Annotated in this window: 16 protein-coding genes and 2 pseudogenes; 9 read left to right on the top strand and 9 right to left on the bottom strand. The window is 68.1% G+C overall.

Going from position 1 to position 17,706, the window contains the following annotated elements; all coding sequences use genetic code 11:
- Window positions 1-69: 69 nt before the first annotated feature.
- The 4 genes and pseudogenes from VE759_RS12905 to VE759_RS12895 all read right to left on the bottom strand — a co-directional run.
- A pseudogene (locus VE759_RS12905) lies at window positions 70-276 on the bottom strand (hypothetical protein); the annotation flags it as partial.
- Window positions 272-451, bottom strand: a pseudogene (locus tag VE759_RS22915) (hypothetical protein); the annotation flags it as partial. The pseudogenes VE759_RS12905 and VE759_RS22915, both read right to left, overlap by 5 nt.
- Window positions 452-495: 44 nt before the next feature.
- On the bottom strand, window positions 496-2,031 hold the full coding sequence (locus VE759_RS12900; protein ID WP_324932735.1) for a DUF4407 domain-containing protein: 1,536 nt from the start codon (window positions 2,029-2,031) through the stop codon (window positions 496-498).
- Between the two features lie 163 nt (window positions 2,032-2,194).
- On the bottom strand, window positions 2,195-2,734 hold the full coding sequence (locus VE759_RS12895) for an isochorismatase family cysteine hydrolase (RefSeq protein ID WP_324932732.1): 540 nt from the start codon (window positions 2,732-2,734) through the stop codon (window positions 2,195-2,197).
- Window positions 2,735-2,791: 57 nt separating this feature from the next.
- On the opposite strand from VE759_RS12895, the gene VE759_RS12890 reads away from it, so the two are divergent.
- Window positions 2,792-4,846: an NAD(+) synthase gene (locus VE759_RS12890; protein WP_324932729.1), complete on the top strand. Its 2,055-nt coding sequence runs from the start codon at window positions 2,792-2,794 to the stop codon at window positions 4,844-4,846.
- Between the two features lie 13 nt (window positions 4,847-4,859).
- On the opposite strand, the gene VE759_RS12885 is transcribed toward VE759_RS12890, so the two are convergent.
- Entirely contained in the window at window positions 4,860-5,717 is an 858-nt protein-coding gene (locus tag VE759_RS12885) for a ribokinase (RefSeq protein WP_324932726.1), read from the bottom strand.
- Between the two features lie 76 nt (window positions 5,718-5,793).
- Here VE759_RS12885 and VE759_RS12880 point away from each other — a divergent pair, with 76 nt between their 5' ends.
- The 8 genes from VE759_RS12880 (at window position 5,794) to VE759_RS12845 (ending at window position 12,774) form a co-directional block, all read left to right on the top strand.
- A complete protein-coding gene (locus VE759_RS12880; RefSeq protein WP_324932723.1) occupies window positions 5,794-7,044 on the top strand; it encodes a glutamate-5-semialdehyde dehydrogenase in 1,251 nt (416 codons plus the stop codon).
- A 28-nt stretch (window positions 7,045-7,072) separates the two neighbouring features.
- Window positions 7,073-7,972: a MoxR family ATPase gene (locus VE759_RS12875; RefSeq protein ID WP_324932720.1), complete on the top strand. Its 900-nt coding sequence runs from the start codon at window positions 7,073-7,075 to the stop codon at window positions 7,970-7,972.
- Window positions 7,972-9,420 (top strand): VWA domain-containing protein, encoded by a 1,449-nt coding sequence (locus VE759_RS12870; RefSeq protein ID WP_324932717.1) that lies wholly within the window; start codon window positions 7,972-7,974, stop codon window positions 9,418-9,420. The genes VE759_RS12875 and VE759_RS12870 overlap by 1 nt, the downstream gene beginning before the upstream one ends.
- 94 nt (window positions 9,421-9,514) lie before the next feature.
- Complete coding sequence (gene nadD, locus VE759_RS12865) at window positions 9,515-10,147, top strand: nicotinate-nucleotide adenylyltransferase (RefSeq protein WP_414687902.1); 633 nt, start codon at window positions 9,515-9,517, stop codon at window positions 10,145-10,147.
- A complete protein-coding gene (rsfS, locus tag VE759_RS12860; RefSeq protein WP_324932714.1) occupies window positions 10,144-10,512 on the top strand; it encodes a ribosome silencing factor in 369 nt (122 codons plus the stop codon). The genes nadD and rsfS overlap by 4 nt, the downstream gene beginning before the upstream one ends.
- The gene (gene gpgP / locus VE759_RS12855; RefSeq protein ID WP_324932712.1) at window positions 10,509-11,180 is read left to right on the top strand and encodes a glucosyl-3-phosphoglycerate phosphatase; all 672 of its coding nucleotides are present in this window, start codon (window positions 10,509-10,511) and stop codon (window positions 11,178-11,180) included. Before rsfS ends, gpgP begins: the two co-directional genes overlap by 4 nt.
- The gene (octT, locus tag VE759_RS12850; protein WP_324932708.1) at window positions 11,170-11,934 is read left to right on the top strand and encodes a diglucosylglycerate octanoyltransferase; all 765 of its coding nucleotides are present in this window, start codon (window positions 11,170-11,172) and stop codon (window positions 11,932-11,934) included. Before gpgP ends, octT begins: the two co-directional genes overlap by 11 nt.
- A gap of 3 nt (window positions 11,935-11,937) precedes the next feature.
- Window positions 11,938-12,774: a DegV family protein gene (locus VE759_RS12845; protein WP_324932707.1), complete on the top strand. Its 837-nt coding sequence runs from the start codon at window positions 11,938-11,940 to the stop codon at window positions 12,772-12,774.
- 21 nt (window positions 12,775-12,795) lie between these two features.
- Here the strand turns inward: VE759_RS12845 and VE759_RS12840 are convergent, their stop codons facing one another.
- The 4 genes from VE759_RS12840 to VE759_RS12825 are packed head-to-tail and all read right to left on the bottom strand — an operon-like array spanning window position 12,796 to window position 17,550.
- Entirely contained in the window at window positions 12,796-13,854 is a 1,059-nt protein-coding gene (locus VE759_RS12840) for a dihydrodipicolinate reductase (protein WP_324932704.1), read from the bottom strand.
- Window positions 13,855-13,903: 49 nt separating this feature from the next.
- Window positions 13,904-14,968, bottom strand: coding sequence for an ABC transporter ATP-binding protein (locus VE759_RS12835; RefSeq protein ID WP_324932702.1), 1,065 nt, complete (start codon window positions 14,966-14,968; stop codon window positions 13,904-13,906).
- On the bottom strand, window positions 14,965-16,536 hold the full coding sequence (locus VE759_RS12830; protein WP_324932699.1) for an iron ABC transporter permease: 1,572 nt from the start codon (window positions 16,534-16,536) through the stop codon (window positions 14,965-14,967). Before VE759_RS12830 ends, VE759_RS12835 begins: the two co-directional genes overlap by 4 nt.
- Window positions 16,537-17,550 carry an iron ABC transporter substrate-binding protein gene (locus VE759_RS12825; protein WP_324932696.1) on the bottom strand — a complete coding sequence of 338 codons (1,014 nt, stop codon included), beginning with the start codon at window positions 17,548-17,550 and terminating at the stop codon, window positions 16,537-16,539.
- Window positions 17,551-17,706 lie beyond the last annotated feature (156 nt).

Genomic DNA, 17,706 nt, shown 5'->3' with positions numbered 1-17,706 from the left:
TGCGTCAGGCAAAGCCCCAGGGTCGTGCATTCGGCCAGCGGAAGAACTGGAGGCCAACACAATTCGCCGTCAGTTCATCAGCACCTGCGGCGACAACTCCTTCAGCATTGCGTTCGCCGATCGCATCTGTCGCAGTGTTTCGGGATGGCAGCGTGCGGCCACCTCGACCAATTGCGAATTCCTGGCCGCCGGTGCGCCCTGGGCGATCAGTTCCCAATCCAGCGAGACACCGGCCGCCATGCGGTGCAACCGCCGCAGGTCGGCCAGCAGCAGCAGTGCGGAGCGCGTCTCCGTTGGAGTGCAGCACGGACGCCGACTGGACCCACCGGTCCACCGCCTGGGGCGTCACGTCGTCGCGGAGGTACATGTCGACGCGTTCCGGCCAGCGCCCACCCTGGTCATAGGGGGTCCGGGCGCCCCAGGGCTGCGCGATCCGATCCCTCGCCGGCACACTGAGCACCTACCCGGGGTTAGCCCTCCAGAAACCGGCGCCGCCTAGTCGGCAGGCGGCAGTTCGCGCGGGTCGGCCCCGGTGTTGGTGACTGCCGACCCGTGCTGCCGCGGCAGCTCGGGGCTTTCGTCGGAGACGGTAACCTTGCGCGTCCGCTTGAGCCGGAACGTTATTTCCTCGGTCTCTTCAAAAACCTGGCGCACGCTCCGCACCGGATGGGTCGTGGTGTCAATCGCGCGCGCGATCAGCGGGGGAACGAGTGGGCGGATCCAGCGGGCGGCGGCCTTCGTGACGTCCGGAATGGTTGGGACGGCCAGGCTGCCGCGCTCGCGGCGCGGTTCCGCTTCGACCCGGGCCGGCAGATTGTCAACCTCGTCGGCGGCTTCCGCGTCGGCGCTCGGCAGCTGGTCTGGTACACCGGCCGAAAACTGCCGCTGCGACCCAACGCGGACCGGTCCGTCGAGCGCCTCAACGACGCGCCGACGATGCTGCGCGCGGGCGATCTCCGTTTCGGCCTCGACGGCGAGCCGGGCCTCTTCGAGTTGCTGCTGGGCCCGCATCGTCTCGGTCGACGCACGAATCTCGGCGCGCTTGATCGCGATCGCGGTGTCCGCAGCGAGTTCGGCGCGATCGCGCTCGGCGCGGGCGGCCGCCTGGCGATCGTGGCTCGTCTCGCCCCGCCACACGGCGAGGATCAGCGGCAGCAGGCTCAGCAGCGCAAAGAAGGCAAGACAAAGAAGCCGCAGCAGCAGCGCGCCGGTGCCGGCAAGGTCGTTCATCGCAACCCAGCGCGCACCGAGGCCACGATCGGCCCCGGCCATCGCGGCCTCGCGCGCCCTGGCGAGGGTCTGCTCGTCGGCGCCGATCCGCGCATCCAATTCGGGGGCCAGGCGGTCGCGGGTGGCCAGCGCGTTGTCAAGTTCGCGCTGCGCGCCCGCCAGAAGCTCGTTTGCCGTGCGTGTTTCGGCTCCGGCGCCGGGCACGCCGGTAATGCGTGTCGGCGGGCAGGCGGGCGTTGGGTTGAACTCGCATCGTGCGACGACCAGGGCCTCGTCGCGGTGTCCGCGGGCTTGTTCAACCGCGGCGTCCAGCGCGGTGCGGGCATCGCGCGCCCGATTGAGGTTGCCCGCCGCCTGGGCAACGGCGGGCACGGATTCGGCCTCGCCCGCAACCTGCAGGTCGAGACGGCGGTCGATCGCGCCGGAGAACATGGCCAGCGCGGCGAGCTCGCCGACGACGACGCCGACGGCTACCGCGACCGCGCCGCGACCGACAATGCTCGGCCAGCTGCGCCTTGGGCCGCCGGCGACGGCGCGGGTCACCGCACCGACGAGCAGGCTGAAGAGGAGGGTCGACACAACTACCGCCGGCATCGGCCAGCGTGTCGACTCGGCGACCGCAAGGGCGGCGACGAGCCACGCCAGCGCCCCGCCGAGAAGCACGAGCAAGCCGGCGATCGCGTGCGTCGACCGCTGGTGGCGTTCATCGAGTTCACTGGTGTGTCCGCCCCCGAGCCAGACCAGCACCGCTTCGATCCGGGAGCCGGCTGACCGGGGTTGGGGAAATTTCTGGGCGCACATGGGGACTCCAAACATCTCCAGGTTCTGCCAGCGTGACAGGGCGGTGGCCGATTTACGAATCCACGACTGGTCCTGTGGTGCGGCTCACAGCTGGCAACCGGCGCGGCTCGCGCCGGTGCGACACCCACATAATCTCACAGCCGCCGGCCCGGCGAAAATTCCGTCAGGGCAAGCACTTCGCGGCGGCGGTGACGTCGGCGTCCATGTTCCTGTGCATCATTGTCAGTGCCGCGTCGCTGAGTTCCGGGTCAATGTGTGCCACCGCATCCGGCGGGATGACCACCGGAAAATGTCGGACAAACGCGTCGAGGGCGCTGTACAGAATGCACTGCTCGGTGACCTGGCCAGTCAGGATCAGCCGGTGGGGTTTCAGCTGACCCAGCAAGTAGCCCAACGGAGTTGAGTAGAACGCGCTGTGCCGGACCTTGGTGAGGAATCGCGAGCCTGCCTCCGGCAGGATCGGCTTGACCAAGTCGGGCCGTTCACCCTCGAGGGCCGACCGGATGATGTCGCGGTGGTCGGCGGTGAAGTCGCCGTAGTTGTCGTTGACATAGATCAGGTCCACATCGTCGCGTTTGCGCGCGTCGGCGATCAGCCCGGCCAGCGAGTCGATGATCTTCTCGACGTTGCGGGTCAGGTGGTCCGCGTCTTTGTGCCGGTACGTATTGAGCATGTCAATGACCAGCACGGCGGTATCGGCCATCGTTCGTGCATACCCCGTGACCGGATGTTGACACTTTGCAGGGGACAATAAGAAGCGATGGACTTCTACAACGCATATCGGCAGGGCTTCGTGCGCGTCGCGGCCTGCACCCACCACAGCGCCATCGGTGAACCCGCGTCCAACGCCGAAACGGTGCTGCGGCTGGCCCGCCACTGCCACGACGACAACGTCGCGCTGGCAATCTTCCCCGAGCTGACGCTGTCCGGGTATTCGATCGAAGACATCTTGATGCAGGACACGTTGCTCGACGCGGTCGAGCAGGCGCTGCTCGACGTCGTCGCGGCGTCGGCGGAGCTGCTGCCGGTCTTGGTGGTCGGTGCGCCGCTGCGACATCTGCACCGCGTCTACAACACCGCCGTGGTCGTGCACCGCGGCTCGATTCTCGGCATAGTCCCGAAGTCGTACCTGCCGACCTATCGCGAGTTCTACGAGGGCAGGCAGTTGGCGCCCGGCGACGACGAGCGCGGCACGATCCGACTGCCGGGCGCATTTGGGGAAGCACAACTGCCGTTCGGCCCGGATCTGCTGTTCGCCGCGTCCGATCTACCCGGCTTCGTGCTGCACGTGGAGATCTGCGAGGACATGTTCGTCCCGATAACGCCGGGTTCGCAGGCCGCGCTGGCGGGAGCGACGGTACTGACGAACTTGTCCGGCAGCCCGATCACGATCGCCCGCGCGGAAGACCGTTGCCTGCTGGCGCGTTCGGCGTCGGCGCGGTGCTTGGCCGCGTACGTGTATGCCGCGGCGGGCGAGGGCGAATCGACCACCGATCTGGCCTGGGATGGCCAGACGATGATCTGGGAGAACGGGCGGCTGCTGGCCGAGAGCGAACGGTTCCCGAAGGGCGAGCGGCGCTCGGTCGCCGACGTCGACCTCGAGCTGTTGCGTTCGGAGCGGCTGCGGATGGGCACGTTCGACGACAACCGCAGGCATCACCGCGGGCTCATCGAATCGTTCCGCCGGGTTGAGTTCCGGCTCGATCCACCGGCGGGCGACATCGGCCTACGCCGGGACGTCGAGCGGTTCCCGTTCGTGCCATCTGATCGCTCACGGCTGCAACAGGATTGCTACGAGGCCTACAACATCCAGGTGTCCGGGCTGGAACAGCGGCTGCGGGCGCTGGACTACCCGAAGGTCGTCATCGGGGTGTCGGGCGGTCTGGATTCGACGCACGCGCTGATCGTTGCGGCACGGGCGATGGATCGGGAAGGCCGGCCGCGCAGCGACATTCTTGCCTTCACGCTGCCCGGTTTCGCGACCGGTGAACGCACCAAGGGAAACGCGATCCGGCTTGCACGCGCCTTGGGTGTGACGTTCGAAGAGCTCGACATCAAGCCGACCGCCGAGCTGATGCTGAAACAGATCCAACATCCATTCTCGCGCGGCGAGCGGGTGTACGACGTCACGTTCGAGAACGTCCAGGCCGGGCTGCGCACCGACTATTTGTTCCGTATCGCCAACCAACGCGGCGGGATCGTGCTCGGCACCGGCGACCTGTCCGAGCTGGCGCTGGGCTGGTCGACCTACGGCGTCGGCGACCAGATGTCGCACTACAACGTGAACGGCGGCGTGCCGAAGACGTTGATCCAGCACCTGATTCGCTGGGTGATCTCCTCGGGCCAATTCGACCGGGAAGTGTGTGACGTGCTGCAGTCGGTGCTCGACACCGAGATCACCCCGGAGCTGGTGCCGACCGGCGAGGATGAGGAAATCCAAAGCAGCGAGGCCAAGGTCGGTCCGTATTCGCTGCAAGACTTTTCGCTGTTTCAGGTGCTGCGCTATGGCTTCCGGCCGTCGAAGATCGCTTTCCTGGCGTGGCACGCGTGGAGCGACTCGGAGCGGGGCGACTGGCCCCCGGGCTATCCGCCGGATAGGCGGCCCACATATTCACTCAAGGAGATACGGCACTGGCTCGGCGTTTTCGCGCAGCGGTTCTATTCTTTCAGCCAGTTCAAGCGGTCGGCGTTGCCGAACGGCCCCAAGGTGTCGGCCGGCGGGTCGCTGTCACCGCGCGGTGACTGGCGGGCGCCGTCGGACATGTCGGCGAAGACGTGGCTGGACGAAATCGAGCGCGCGGTTCCCGAGGCCTGAGCCCAGCGCGGCTTCAGGTTGGCAGCGCGTCCTCGATTGCTTCGTCGCGCGGCGCGCAGTCGCCGGCGCCCGGCACCAGCGTCGCCAACGCGCCCGCCGCGCACGCGCGTCGCAACGCGTGTTCGTGATCATCCGGCCAGGCCGCGGCGAGGACCCCGGCGAACACGTCACCGGCGCCGGTGGTGTCGACGGGCTCGACCGCGGGTGCGGGTACTTCGAGTTCACGCTCCCCGCCGAGATAGCGCGCACCCCGCGCCCCTTGCGTGATCACCAGATGCGGTACCGGCCACCGCCATTGGGCCGCCTCGGCTTCGTTGACCACGACAACGTCGGTCGCCGCCGCCAGCTCGGCCAGCTGCGGCGAATCGCTTGCCGGTGACGCGTTGACGACGACGGTCGCACCGGCGGCGCGGGCCGTCCTCGCCGCGGCGACGGCGGTCGGCACGGGGATCTCCATCTGCAGCAACACCACGTCGGAATCGGCCACCACCTCGCGCCGATCCGCGGAATCGAGCGTCAGATGCGCGTTCGCGCCCGGCGCGACGACGATCATGTTTTCGGCGTCGGCGTCCACGACGATCGCGGCCATGCCGCTCGGACCCCGCAGTGTCACCAACCCGTCGAGGCCAACTCCGTTCGCGCGAAGGTGCGCCCGGAGCATATCGGCGGACGCGTCGCTGCCCAGCGCCCCAACGAACTGCACTTGCGCGCCGGCGCGCGCGGCGGCGACCGCCTGGTTGGCGCCCTTGCCACCCGGCGACGAGACCAGTGACGACGACAGCACCGTCTCGCCGGCCCGAGGCAGCGCCTGAACGGTGAAGGTCAGGTCGGTGTTGACGCTTCCCACCACACACAACCGTGTCGCCGACACAGACGTCCACGCTAGACCAGGGCGGCTGCGTCGGAGCGATGGAAAGGCGCGCCAGCAGGTCCGATACGCTGGACTAATGAGTCTGCAGGCACCGTCGCTTCCAGACCTGCGCGAACGGGTCCACGATGCCGCGCGGCGCGCCCGCATCGCCGCGCGGGTGCTGGGCACATTGAGCACCGACACCAAGGACCGCGCCCTGCATGCTGCGGCCGACCAGGTGCTTCGCGACGCGCATACGGTGCTGGAGGCCAACCAGCGGGACCTGGCCGCGGCCAGGGCCGCGGGCACGCCGGACGCGATGCTCGACAGACTGGCCCTGAACCCGAACCGTATCGACGGCATCGCCGCGGGTTTGCGTCAGGTCGCCGGGCTGGCCGATCCGATAGGGGAGGTGCTGCGCGGCCGGACGCTGCCAAACGGGCTGCAACTGCGCCAGCAGCGGGTTCCGCTCGGCGTGGTCGGCATGGTCTACGAGGGACGGCCCAACGTCACCGTCGACGCGTTCGGATTGACGCTGAAGTCCGGCAACGCCGTGGTGCTGCGCGGCAGCTCGTCCGCGGCGCGCTCCAACGAGGCGCTGGTGAACGCGTTGCGCGCGGCGCTGGCCATCGAGAACCTGCCCGTCGACGGGGTCCAGTTGCTGCCGAGCGAGGACCGGGCGAGCGTCACCCACCTGATCCAGGCGAGGGGACTCGTGGATGTGGTGATACCGCGGGGCGGCGCGGGCCTGATCGACGCGGTGTGCCGCGAAGCGTGGGTGCCGACGATCGAGACGGGTGTCGGCAATTGCCATGTGTACGTGCACGACTCGGCCGACCTCGACGTCGCCGAGCGCGTGCTGCTGAACTCAAAGACCCGTCGCCCCAGCGTGTGCAACGCCGCCGAGACGCTGTTGGTGGACGCCGCGATCGCCGACAAGGCGCTACCGCGGCTGGTTGGAGCCCTGCAGGACGCCGGCGTGACCGTGCATTCCGATCCGTCGGAGGGCGAGCTGCGCGCGGAATTCCTCTCGATGGACATCGCGCTGGCGGTGGTCGACGGAGTCGACGCCGCGATTGCCCACGTCAACGAGTACGGCACCGGGCACACCGAGGCCATCGTCACCAGGGACCTTGCTGCCGCGGTACGGTTCAGCGAGCAGGTGGACGCCGCCGCGGTTATGGTCAACGCGTCGACCGCTTTCACCGACGGAGAGCAGTTTGGTTTCGGCGCCGAGATCGGCATCTCCACCCAGAAGCTGCACGCCCGTGGCCCGATGGGATTACCGGAATTGACCTCAACGAAGTGGATCGTGTGGGGAGACGGCCACATCCGTCCGGCCTCGTGACGGGCGACGCCCAAGAAAGGGGTGCACGGTGAGTGTCCCCGCCCGGCCCACGCCGTTGTTCGCCGACATCGACGATGTCGCCCGTCGACTCGCCGACACCGGCTACCTGCCCGACACCGCAACAGCGACAGCGGTTTTCCTCGCCGACCGCCTCGGTAAGCCGCTGCTGGTCGAGGGCCCGGCCGGTGTCGGCAAGACCGAGCTGGCGCGCGCCGTCGCGGACGCCACCGGTTCAGGGCTGGTCCGGCTGCAATGCTATGAGGGCGTCGACGAATCTCGCGCCCTGTACGAGTGGAACCACGCCAAGCAGATCCTGCGGATCCAAACCGGGCGTGGTTCGGCTGCCGGCTCGGCGGGCGACGACTGGGATCAGACCAAGCACGACGTGTTCTCCGAGGAGTTCCTGCTGTCGCGTCCGCTGTTGACGGCGATCCGGCGCACAGAACCGACCGTTCTGCTCATCGACGAAACCGACAAGGCCGACATCGAAATCGAGGGCCTGCTGCTTGAGGTGCTCAGCGACTTCGCGGTCACCGTCCCGGAGCTGGGCACGATCACCGCAACACGGGCGCCGTTCGTGGTGCTCACCTCCAACGCCACGCGCGAGTTGTCGGAGGCGCTCAAGCGCCGTTGCCTGTTCTTGTACATCGATTTTCCGGATTCGGACCTGGAGCGGCGCATCCTGCTGTCGCGGGTTCCGGAGCTGCCCGAGAAAATCGCCGACGAACTCGTCCGCATCGTCGGCGTACTGCGCGGCATGCAACTCAAGAAGCTGCCGTCGATTGCCGAGACCATCGACTGGGGACGCACCGTGCTCGCGCTGGGGCTCGACACCATCGACGACGCGACAATCGCCCAGACGCTGGGTGTGGTGCTCAAGCACCAATCCGATCAGACCCGTGCCGCCTCGGAGCTAAGGCTCAACTGATGGCGGTTCGCCGCACCCGCCCGCCGCAGCCGTTGGCCCCGCACGGGATTCCGGGCCACGTCGTCGGTTTCGTGGAAGCCCTACGGGCGCAAGGAATTGCGGTGGGTCCGTCGGAAACCGTCGACGCCGGGCGGGTGGTTGCGACGCTGGGCCTTGGTGACCGCGAGGTGCTGCGCGAGGGCATCGCGTGCGCGGTGCTGCGACGCCCCGACCATCGCGACACCTACGACGCGGTTTTCGACTTGTGGTTTCCCGCGGCGCTGGGGTCGCGCACCTTCGAGCCGAACGAATCGGCGGACCAGCCGTCCGCCGACATCGAGGCCCTGCGTGCGGCGCTGGTCGAGCTGCTCGGCGACAATGGCTTCGGCGATGACTCCGGCGATCACGACACCGACCGTGACGATCGGCTGGAGAGCCTGATCGCGCAGATCGTCGAGGCCTACGGGCGGTACAGTTCCAGCCGCGGCCCGTCATATTCGTCGTATCAGGCGCTCAAGGCGATCGCGCTGGACCAGCTCGAGGGACGACTGCTGGCCGGGTTGTTGGCACCCTACGGTCAAGAGCCCACCCCCACTCAGGAGCAGATCGCGAAAGCCCTTGCCACGCAACGCATTGCCCGGATCCGACGACTTGTGGAGGCCGAGACCAAGCGGCGCACCGCCGAGCAACTCGGCCGCGACCACGTCACGATGTACGGCGTTCCGCAGCTGTCGGAGAACGTCGAGTTTCTGCGCGCGTCCGCCGAGCAACTGCGCCAGATGCGACGGGTTGTGGCGCCGCTGGCTCGCACGCTGGCCACCCGGTTGGCGGCCCGGCGCCGCCGATCGCGCGCCGGTGAGATCGATCTGCGCCGCACGTTGCGCAAGTCGATGAACACGGGCGGAGTGCCCATCGACGTGGTGTTGCGCAAGCCGCGGCCGGCGCGCCCGGAGCTTGTGGTGTTGTGCGACGTGTCCGGCTCGGTCGCCGGGTTCAGCCATTTCACGCTGCTGCTTGTGCACGCGCTGCGCCAGCAATTCTCCCGCGTGCGCGTCTTCGCTTTCATTGACACCACCGACGAGGTGACCCATCTGTTCGGGCCCGAGGCCGACCTGGCCCTGGCGGTGCAGCGCATCACCCGCGACTCCGAGGTCTACACCCGCGACGGCCACAGCGACTACGGCAACGCGTTCGTTTCGTTCACCGAGAAATATCCGACGGTGCTGTCGCCGCGGGCCTCGCTGCTGGTGCTCGGCGACGCCCGCAACAACTACCGCAACCCGACGGTCGAGGTGCTGCAGCGGATGGTGACCGAAAGCAGGCACGCCCATTGGCTCAACCCCGAGCCGCGGCACCTGTGGGGCAGCGGCGACTCCGCCGCGCCGCGCTATCAGGACGTCATCGCGATGCACGAAGCGCGATCGGCCAAGCAGCTGGCCGCGGTGATTGACCAACTGTTGCCGGTGTGACTTGCGATAAGCGCGCGGCACCGCGGGGCAAAAACGCGCCGGTCCCGGTGCCGTAAGCTCGCTATTCGTGCGATCTCGACGCAGGCTGGGAGTGATGGGCGGGACATTCGACCCGATCCACCACGGCCACCTGGTCGCCGCGAGCGAGGCCGCCGACCTGTTCGAGCTTGACGAGGTCGTGTTCGTGCCGACCGGTGAACCGTGGCAGAAGGAAGGCCGCCACGTCAGCCCGCCCGAGGACCGCTACTTGATGACCGTCATCGCGACCGCGTCCAACCCCAGGTTTTCGGTGAGCCGCGTCGACATCGATCGCGGCGGCCGCACCTACACCAAGGACACGCTCACCGAGCTACGCGCACTCAATCCCGACACCGACTTGTACTTCATCACCGGCGCCGATGCGCTGGCATCGATTCTGTCCTGGCAGAACGTCGAGGAACTGTTCGAGCTAGCGCGGTTCGTCGGTGTGAGTAGGCCGGGATACACCCTCAACGGGGATCACGTTCTTGCCGCCTTGGATTCGCTATCGCCCGACGCGCTGAGCCTGGTCGAGGTGCCCGCGTTGGCCATTTCGTCGTCGGACTGCCGCGCGCGGGCCGCAGAGGGGCGCCCGATCTGGTACCTGGTGCCGGACGGGGTCGTGCAGTACGTGTCCAAGCGGAGGCTCTACCACGGGATCGCTGCCGGGGAGCGGCCCAAGCTCGCCGACACCAAGCGGAAATCATGACCGCGTCTGACGAGTCCGTCCACATGGCCGCGGTGGCTGCGAGGGCGGCGGCATCCAAGCTGGCCAACGACGTGATCGTGATCGACGTGTCGGGCCAGCTCGTTATCACCGACTGCTTCGTGATCGCATCGGCGTCCAACGAACGGCAGGTCAATGCGATCGTCGACGAGGTCGAGGAGAAGATGCGGCTGGCTGGCTACAAACCCGCACGCCGGGAGGGCGCCCGTGAGGGCCGATGGACGCTTCTGGACTACATCGACATCGTCGTGCACGTCCAACACCAGGACGAGCGCAACTTCTACGCGCTCGACAGACTGTGGCGGGACTGCCCGACGGTCCCGGTCGAGCTGGACGGTCACGTGTGAGTGTCCGGCGATTGGTGATGTTGCGTCACGGCCAGACCGAGTTCAACGCCGGCAGCCGGATGCAGGGCCAGCTCGACACGGAGCTGACCGACCTGGGCCGGGCTCAGGCCGTCGCGGCCGCCGAAGTGCTGGGTAAACGCCAGCCGCTGGTCATCGTGTCGTCGGATCTGCGCAGGGCGTACGACACCGCCGTGGTGCTCGGCGAGCAGACCGGGTTGCCGGTGCACGTCGACACCCGGCTGCGTGAGACACATTTGGGTGACTGGCAGGGCCTGACGCACCAGCAGGTCGACGCCGAGTATCCGGGTGCCCGGCTGGCCTGGCGCGACGACGCCCGCTGGGCGCCGCACGGCGGGGAGAGCCGCGTCGACGTGGCCGACCGGGCGCTGCCGGTGATCGCTGAACTGGTCGCCGATCAGCCGGAATGGGGCGCCGACAAGCCCGAGCGTCCGGTGGTGCTGGTGGCGCACGGCGGGCTGATCGCGGCGGTGACCGCGGGCCTGCTTGGCCTGCCGGTCGTCAACTGGCCGGTGCTGGGCGGCATGGGCAACGCGAGCTGGGTTCAGCTGTCCGGCCATTCCGCGGATAGCGCTTCGACGCTCGACGGCATCCGGTGGCGGTTGGACGTATGGAACGCCTCGGCACAGGTCGCCAACGATGTGCTCTGATCGGCCCGTGTTGCTGATCTTCGCCGATTCGCTGGCGTACTACGGCCCCGGTGGCGGCCTGCCGGCGGATGATCCCCGAATCTGGCCGAATATTGTTGGGGCACAGCTAGGTTGGGATGTGGAATTGATCGGCAGGATCGGCTGGACATGCCGCGATGTGTGGTGGGCGGCCACCCAGGATCCGCGGGCGTGGGCCGCGTTGCCGCGTGCGGGCGCGGTGGTCTTCGCGACCGGCGGCATGGATTCGCTGCCGTCGGTGTTGCCCACCGCGTTGCGTGAATTGATCCGGTACGTGCGGCCGCCGTGGCTGCGGCGCTGGGTGCGGGAAGGCTACGGCTGGGTGCAGCCCCGGCTGTCCCCGGTGGCCCGGCCGGCGTTGCCGGCGCACGTCAGCGTCGAGTACCTGGAATTGACGCGTGGAGCAATCGAATTCAACCGCCCGGGGATCCCGATTGTCGCGTCGCTGCCGTCAGTGCACATCGCCGAGACGTACCGCCGAGCACACCACGGCCGCGAGGCCACCGCGGCCGCGATCACGCACTGGGCCGAGCAGCACCACGTTGCACTGGTCGACCTGAAAGCCGCCGTGGCCGAACATGTCTTCGCCGGCCGCGGCAATCCGGACGGCATCCATTGGAACTTCGAGGCACACCAGGCGGTGGCCGACCTGATGCTCAAGGCGCTGGTCGAGGCGGGAGTCGCCGGGCCGACGACGTCGGGCCCGGGTGTACGGCAACGGAACGACCGCGGCTGAGCGATGGCTGTCGCGGTGGTCACCGACTCGTCGTCGCGGCTGTGCGCCGACGACTGCAGCCGGTGGTCGATCCGCCAGGTGCCGCTGCACATTCTGGTCGACGGCGAGAATCTGCGCGACGGCGTCGACGAGGTTCCCGCCGGCATTCACGAGCGGGGGGGCGTCACCACGGCCGGTGCCACACCTGCCGAGCTGGCTGACGCGTATCGGTGCGCGCTGCGCGACAGCGGCGGCGATGGCGTGGTCGCAGTGCATATTTCGGGTGCGTTGTCGAGCACGATGACGGCCGCCGAGCAGGCGGCGCGTGAGTTCGGCGCTGCGGTGCGGGTGGTCGATTCGAAATCGGCGGCGATGGGCACGGGTTTCGTCGCGCTCGCCGCCGCACGCGCGGCCGCCGAGGGCATGGATCTGGGCGGTGTTGTCGCGCAGGCGCTTTCGGCGGCCAGGCGGGTTCGTGCGTTCATCGTGGTGCAGCGGCTGGACAACCTGCGCCGCAGCGGCCGGGTCGGAACCGCGGCGGCGTGGCTTTCCACGGCGCTCGCGATCAAGCCGCTGCTGCGCGTCGACGACACCGGCAAGCTGGTGCTTGCCCAACGCGTCCGGACGGTGACCAAGGCGCACGCCGCGATGATCGATCAGGTCGTCGACGCCGTGGGCGGCGGCACCGCGGCCATCGCCGTGCATCACGTCGACAACGCCGCCGCGGCGTCCGAAGTCGCTAAAGCCCTGGCGGAACGCCTCCCTGCGGTCGACGCCCCGACGGTGTCGGACATGGGCCCGGTGCTGGCCGTGCATGTCGGCGCCGGTGCGGTCGGCGTCTGCGTCGATGTCACGGCTTGAGCGGGGCCGTCGATCGTCCCCTCAAATCGCGGGCCGGCCGGTGATCGGCGGCAGGTCCTTCAGCGTGACGATGCCGGGGTCGGCGGCAACCACGGCCGGCACCGCGTTGGTCACCGGCATCGCGGTGTAGATCATGCCGAGGCCCATGAAGCCTGGCTCGGTCCAGTCGTCGGGCGGTAGGCAGTGGATGACGGTGCGCATGTTGGGCAGGCCGAACACCTGGATCACGTGGCCGTGGGCCAGCGGCTTCGGCGGCGTGACGTGATTGCCCATGGTCCAGTTGAATCCGACGCTGACGAGGTTGCGGTCGCCGACCCAGCCCCGGTGGTAGCCGTAGACGCCCGCGACCGTGCCCTTCGGGATCTGCATGAAGCCGAGGTCGGAGTCGTCGGTCGCGGGCGTGAATGTCACGTCGAAGCCGATCCGGTCGAGGGTGACCCCCATCGCGTCGGCCATCATCGCGGCGGATTCGGCGAACACCTCGCTCTCCCGACGCACGCTCTCGGCTAGGCCCGGCGTGTCCGGCGGTTGCGAAAAGCCCATCGCCGTCTGGGTTTCCGCCGACTCGTATGTCGAGCAGTCCACCGACTCGGTGATCCGGATTTCGTCGACGCGCTCGCAGGAGCCGCTCAGCACCATGCCGACCAGGTTCGTCATGCCGGGATGCGCGCCGCTGCCGAACATCGTCGAGTTGCCCCGCTGACATGCCTTGCGGACGCGGTCGAGGTCTTCGGGACTCTGCTTGCCGCCGGTGATCCAGGCGGCGCTGGAACACACGTTGATGCCCGCCTCGAGGAGGCGGACGAGCTCATCGATGTTTGGCCACAACGGGTTGTAGCAGCAGGCGTGCGGTTGCTGCGCGATCACCTCGTCGATGTCGTTGGTGGCCAGCACGCCGGTGGGTTCCGGCCAGCCCGCCAGGTCGGCGGCGTCCTTGCCGACCTTGTCGGCGCCGTGCGCGTAGACGCCCACAAGCTCCATGTCGGGCCGGCCGATGATCGCATGCAGCGATCTGCGCCCGATGTTCCCGGTGGTCCATTGGACGACTCGAAGCGGCCGCTCGGTCGAGGATGCCGTCACCTAGTTCTCCTTTGCGTTGCTAGCCCGTCGACGGGTCGGCGCACACCGGTCACCGATCTCGGGGCGGGAAGATCACCGCGGCGCCGCGCACGTCGATGTGTACCTTCGCATCGACCGGCGGCGGGGTCATGCTGGCCTGGCGCACAGTGATTGGCACGCCATCGCCCAGCGGGTCGATGGTCAGCAGGACGTCGTGGCCGAGAAACTCTGCGGCGATCACGGTTCCGACGCCGCTGCGCTGTTCGCTGTCCGAAACGACCGTTGCGATGAGCTGTTCGGGCCGAAGCATTGCTGTCGCCGGGCCGTCGGCGGTGGGGGCGGCGACGGGAATGCGGCCGAACACGCATTCGGCGGTCCCGCCCGTCACCGTGCACGGCAGAAACACGCAGTCGCCGAGGAACTCTGCGGTGAATCGATCGCTGGGCTCGGAGTACAGCCGGCGCGGCGTGCCGACCTGAGTGAAGCGCCCTTCGCGCATCACCGCGACCTGGTCGGCAATGGACAGCGCCTCCTCTTGGTCATGGGTGACCAAGAGCGTCGTCACGCCGGCTTCGGTCAGGGTCTGCGCAACGGCCCGTCGGGTCGACGCCCGCAGGCCGGTGTCGAGCGCACTGAATGGCTCGTCGAGAAGCATCAGCACCGGCTCGCGTGCCAGCGCCCGGGCCAGCGCGACCCGCTGTTGCTGTCCACCGGAAAGTTGATGCGGCTGCCGGGCAATGAATTCCGCGTCGAGCGACACGGTCTTTAGCAGCTGCGCCACCCGTGCGCGCACCCGCGGATTACGCAGCCCGCCGCGAAGGCCGTAGGCGATGTTCTGCCCGACGGTCAGATGCGGGAACAGCGCACCGTCCTGGGCGACGTAGCCGACCTTGCGCCGGTGCGCGGGCACGCAAGCGGTCGGGCTCGCCACCTGCTGACCCGCGATCGTGACGGTGCCGCGGTCGGGGGTCTCGAAGCCGGCGAGCAGCCGCAGCAGGGTGGTTTTGCCGCAGCCCGATGATCCGACGACCACCGTGGTGCTACCCGCCTGCAGCCGCAAGTCGATGCCGTCGAGCACGGTGGCCCCGCCGAATGATTTCGCGAGATCGTGCCCTTCAAGGACCGGAGGTGTCACAGTGCTGCCACCTTGGTGGCCTGCCGGTACAGCAGCAGCGTCACCGGTGCCGACAATAAAACCAGGATCAGTGCGTAGGGTGCTGCCGCGGCGTAGTCAAGTTCGCTGGCCAGCGACCAGAAGCGCATTGACAACGTTCGGGTTCCGGTCGGCGCAAGCAGCAGCGTCGCGGTCAATTCCGTTGCAACAGCGACGAATACAAGCGAGGCACCCGCGGCGGCTGCCGGTGCGGTCAGTCGCACTGTCACGCGGGCGAAGGTGCCGGCGGCGCTGACCCCGAGTGACCGCGAGGCTTCCTCGAGGGTGACCGGGACTTGCGCGAGGCCTGCTCGTACGCTTACCAGCGCGCGCGGAATGAACATCAGCACGTAGGCGCATGCCAGCACCACGACGGTCTGATACAGCGGCGGAGCCACCCGGATGCTGACCGTGACCAGCGCCAGCGCGGTGACGATGCCGGGCAGTGAGCTGGTGATGAAGTTGGAGCCCTCGACGATACGGGCGAGCGCGCCGTGGGACCGCACCGCGACCCATGCGACGGGAAAGGCCAGCACGGTTGTCAGCACTGCCGCGACGGTCGCCAGCCCGACGGTCTGAGCGAGCGCCGAACCGATGTCGTCGAGCGGCCACACGTCGGCGCCTCCCGTCCACAGCCAGCGCAGCATCGTCCACACCGGTACGCCGAGCGCCAGGACGGCCAGTCCGGCCACGGCTGCCAGCGCGGCTAACGATTTGCCGCGCAGTGGGATCGGGGCGGCCGGCCACGGGACTCCCGACCCGATGCGGGCCCACCGCGCCCGGCCGCGCGCCGACGCCTCGGTCACCAGCATGACCAGGCAGCACAGCACCAGCAACGCGGCCAGCATGCTTCCGGCCGCCCCGTCGAACGACGCCTGAAACTGCTCGAAGATCGCGGTGGTGAAGGTGTTGAAGCGCAGCATCGCGAACGCGCCGTATTCGGCGAGCAAGTGCACGCCGATCAGTAGTGCGCCGCCCAGCATCGCCAGCCGGAGTTGCGGCAGCACCACCCGAAAGAACACCCCCACCGAATCGGATCCCAGCGCACGGGCCGACTCCTCGATCGCGGGGTCCAGCCGGCGCAGCGTGGCGGCCACCGGGAGGTAGATGAGAGGAAAGTATGACAGCGTCGCGACGAGCATGCCGGCGCTCAATCCGTGCAGTGACGGCACCACGCTCACCCACGCGTAACTGTTAACGAATGCGGGAATGGCCAACGGCGCGACCAGAACTGGTCGCCAGATCGCCTGGGCGGGGAGGTCGGTTCGTTCCACGAGCCATGCCGCACCGACCCCGATCACGGCGCACACTGGCACCGTTACAACAACCAAACCCACCGTGTTGAGCAGTAGTTCACCAACGCGGGGACGGGCCACCAGCTGGTAGGCCCGCTGCCACCCGATTGAACCGACCGACCAACACACATACCCGAGCGGGAGGAAGGTCGCCGCGACGAGCACAGCCACGGTGGCCGTCACCACCGGGCCGGGTCGGGTGCCGGCGCTGGATCGGGCGGGCGTGGTGGGCGCCAGCGGGGGAGCCGTGACCACTTACAACAGGCCCCCCCTCGTCATCATGTCGCTGACTTTCTTCGCATCGAGTGTCGATGGGTCGATGGTCGGCGCCTGCAGCTGGTCGAGCGGAACGAGGGCGGGATTCGCCGGAACACCGCTGCCGACGGGGTATTCGAACGTGTCGCCGTTCTGCAGCACCTGCTGTCCAGACTTGCCCGTGACGAAGCGGAGGAACTGCTGAGCCTTGTCCTGTTTCTTGCTTGATTTCAGAACTCCGCCGCCGGACAGGCTCACGAAGGCGCCCGGATCCTGGTTGCGGAAGTAGTGCAGCGCGGTGTTGCCGCTCATTTCTTTCGTCTTGGCTTGATCGCGGAACCAGTAGTAGTGGTAGATGACTCCGCCGTCGACCTGGCCGGAGTTGACAGCCTTGAGTGTGGCGACGTTGTCTTGATACGCAACGGCATTCGCCTTCATGCCGGCAAGCCACTGCGCGGTGGCGGGTTCACCCTCGAGCTGCAGCAGCGCGGCGACGATCGCCTGGAAGTCCGCCTTCGACGGCGGAGCGGCCCATCGGCCCTTCCATGCCGGCTGCTGCAGATCCAACAGCGATTTCGGCAGCTGATCTACGGGCAACTTGGCCGTGTTGTAGACGAATACGGTGGCTCTGGCGGCGACACCGGTCCACTTGTTGCTGGCGGGGCGGTATTGCGGCGGCACCTGGGCGGCGGTCTGTTGGTCGACATCGGCGAACAGTCCGGCATGTTCCACCGCGGCCATCGCGGGGGAGTTCTCGGTGATGAACACGTCGGCCGGTGATGCCGTGCCTTCTGCCACCAGCTGGTTCCCCAACTCGGTGTCGCCGCCTTGCCGGTAGTTCACCTTGATGCCGGTTTCCTTGGTGAACGCGTCGATCCACTCCTTGGCCAGCGACTCATGCTGGCCGTTGTAGACGAGCAGTTCGTTGCGCTGGCCTGAAGTCGAGCAGCCGATCGCGCCGACGGCCACCAGGAGGCCCACCGCAACCGCAACGCGCGGCCAACGTGTCCGCATACCGGTTCCCTTCCGCTCCATGTAGCACTCCAGGTCACCCGATAGCCTTAGCTAAGGTTTACCTAACGAACATACCGAACTGTCGCGGTCGGCGGAACGGTGGGGTCCGGGCGCTGTCCGGCGTGGTCACCGGCCGCCGCCGCGGGCGGTGTCCCT

This window comes from Mycobacterium sp., assembly GCF_035640695.1.
Lineage (GTDB): Bacteria > Actinomycetota > Actinomycetes > Mycobacteriales > Mycobacteriaceae > Mycobacterium.
The sequence above is the reverse complement of the archived record's forward strand: the minus strand, read 5'-3'. Positions and strand labels throughout refer to the sequence as shown.

What these genes read in the sequence shown, in the direction of transcription:
- VE759_RS12845 (WP_324932707.1), top strand. Translation starts at nt 11,938, where the DNA reads ATGGCTGTCGCGGTGGTCACCGACTCGTCGTCGCGGCTGTGCGCCGAC.
- rsfS (WP_324932714.1), top strand. Translation starts at nt 10,144, where the DNA reads ATGACCGCGTCTGACGAGTCCGTCCACATGGCCGCGGTGGCTGCGAGG.
- VE759_RS12880 (WP_324932723.1), top strand. Translation starts at nt 5,794, where the DNA reads ATGAGTCTGCAGGCACCGTCGCTTCCAGACCTGCGCGAACGGGTCCAC.
- VE759_RS12890 (WP_324932729.1), top strand. Translation starts at nt 2,792, where the DNA reads ATGGACTTCTACAACGCATATCGGCAGGGCTTCGTGCGCGTCGCGGCC.
- VE759_RS12870 (WP_324932717.1), top strand. Translation starts at nt 7,972, where the DNA reads ATGGCGGTTCGCCGCACCCGCCCGCCGCAGCCGTTGGCCCCGCACGGG.
- nadD (WP_414687902.1), top strand. Translation starts at nt 9,515, where the DNA reads ATGGGCGGGACATTCGACCCGATCCACCACGGCCACCTGGTCGCCGCG.
- octT (WP_324932708.1), top strand. Translation starts at nt 11,170, where the DNA reads ATGTGCTCTGATCGGCCCGTGTTGCTGATCTTCGCCGATTCGCTGGCG.
- VE759_RS12825 (WP_324932696.1), bottom strand. Translation starts at nt 17,550, where the DNA reads ATGCGGACACGTTGGCCGCGCGTTGCGGTTGCGGTGGGCCTCCTGGTG.
- VE759_RS12895 (WP_324932732.1), bottom strand. Translation starts at nt 2,734, where the DNA reads ATGGCCGATACCGCCGTGCTGGTCATTGACATGCTCAATACGTACCGG.
- VE759_RS12900 (WP_324932735.1), bottom strand. Translation starts at nt 2,031, where the DNA reads ATGTGCGCCCAGAAATTTCCCCAACCCCGGTCAGCCGGCTCCCGGATC.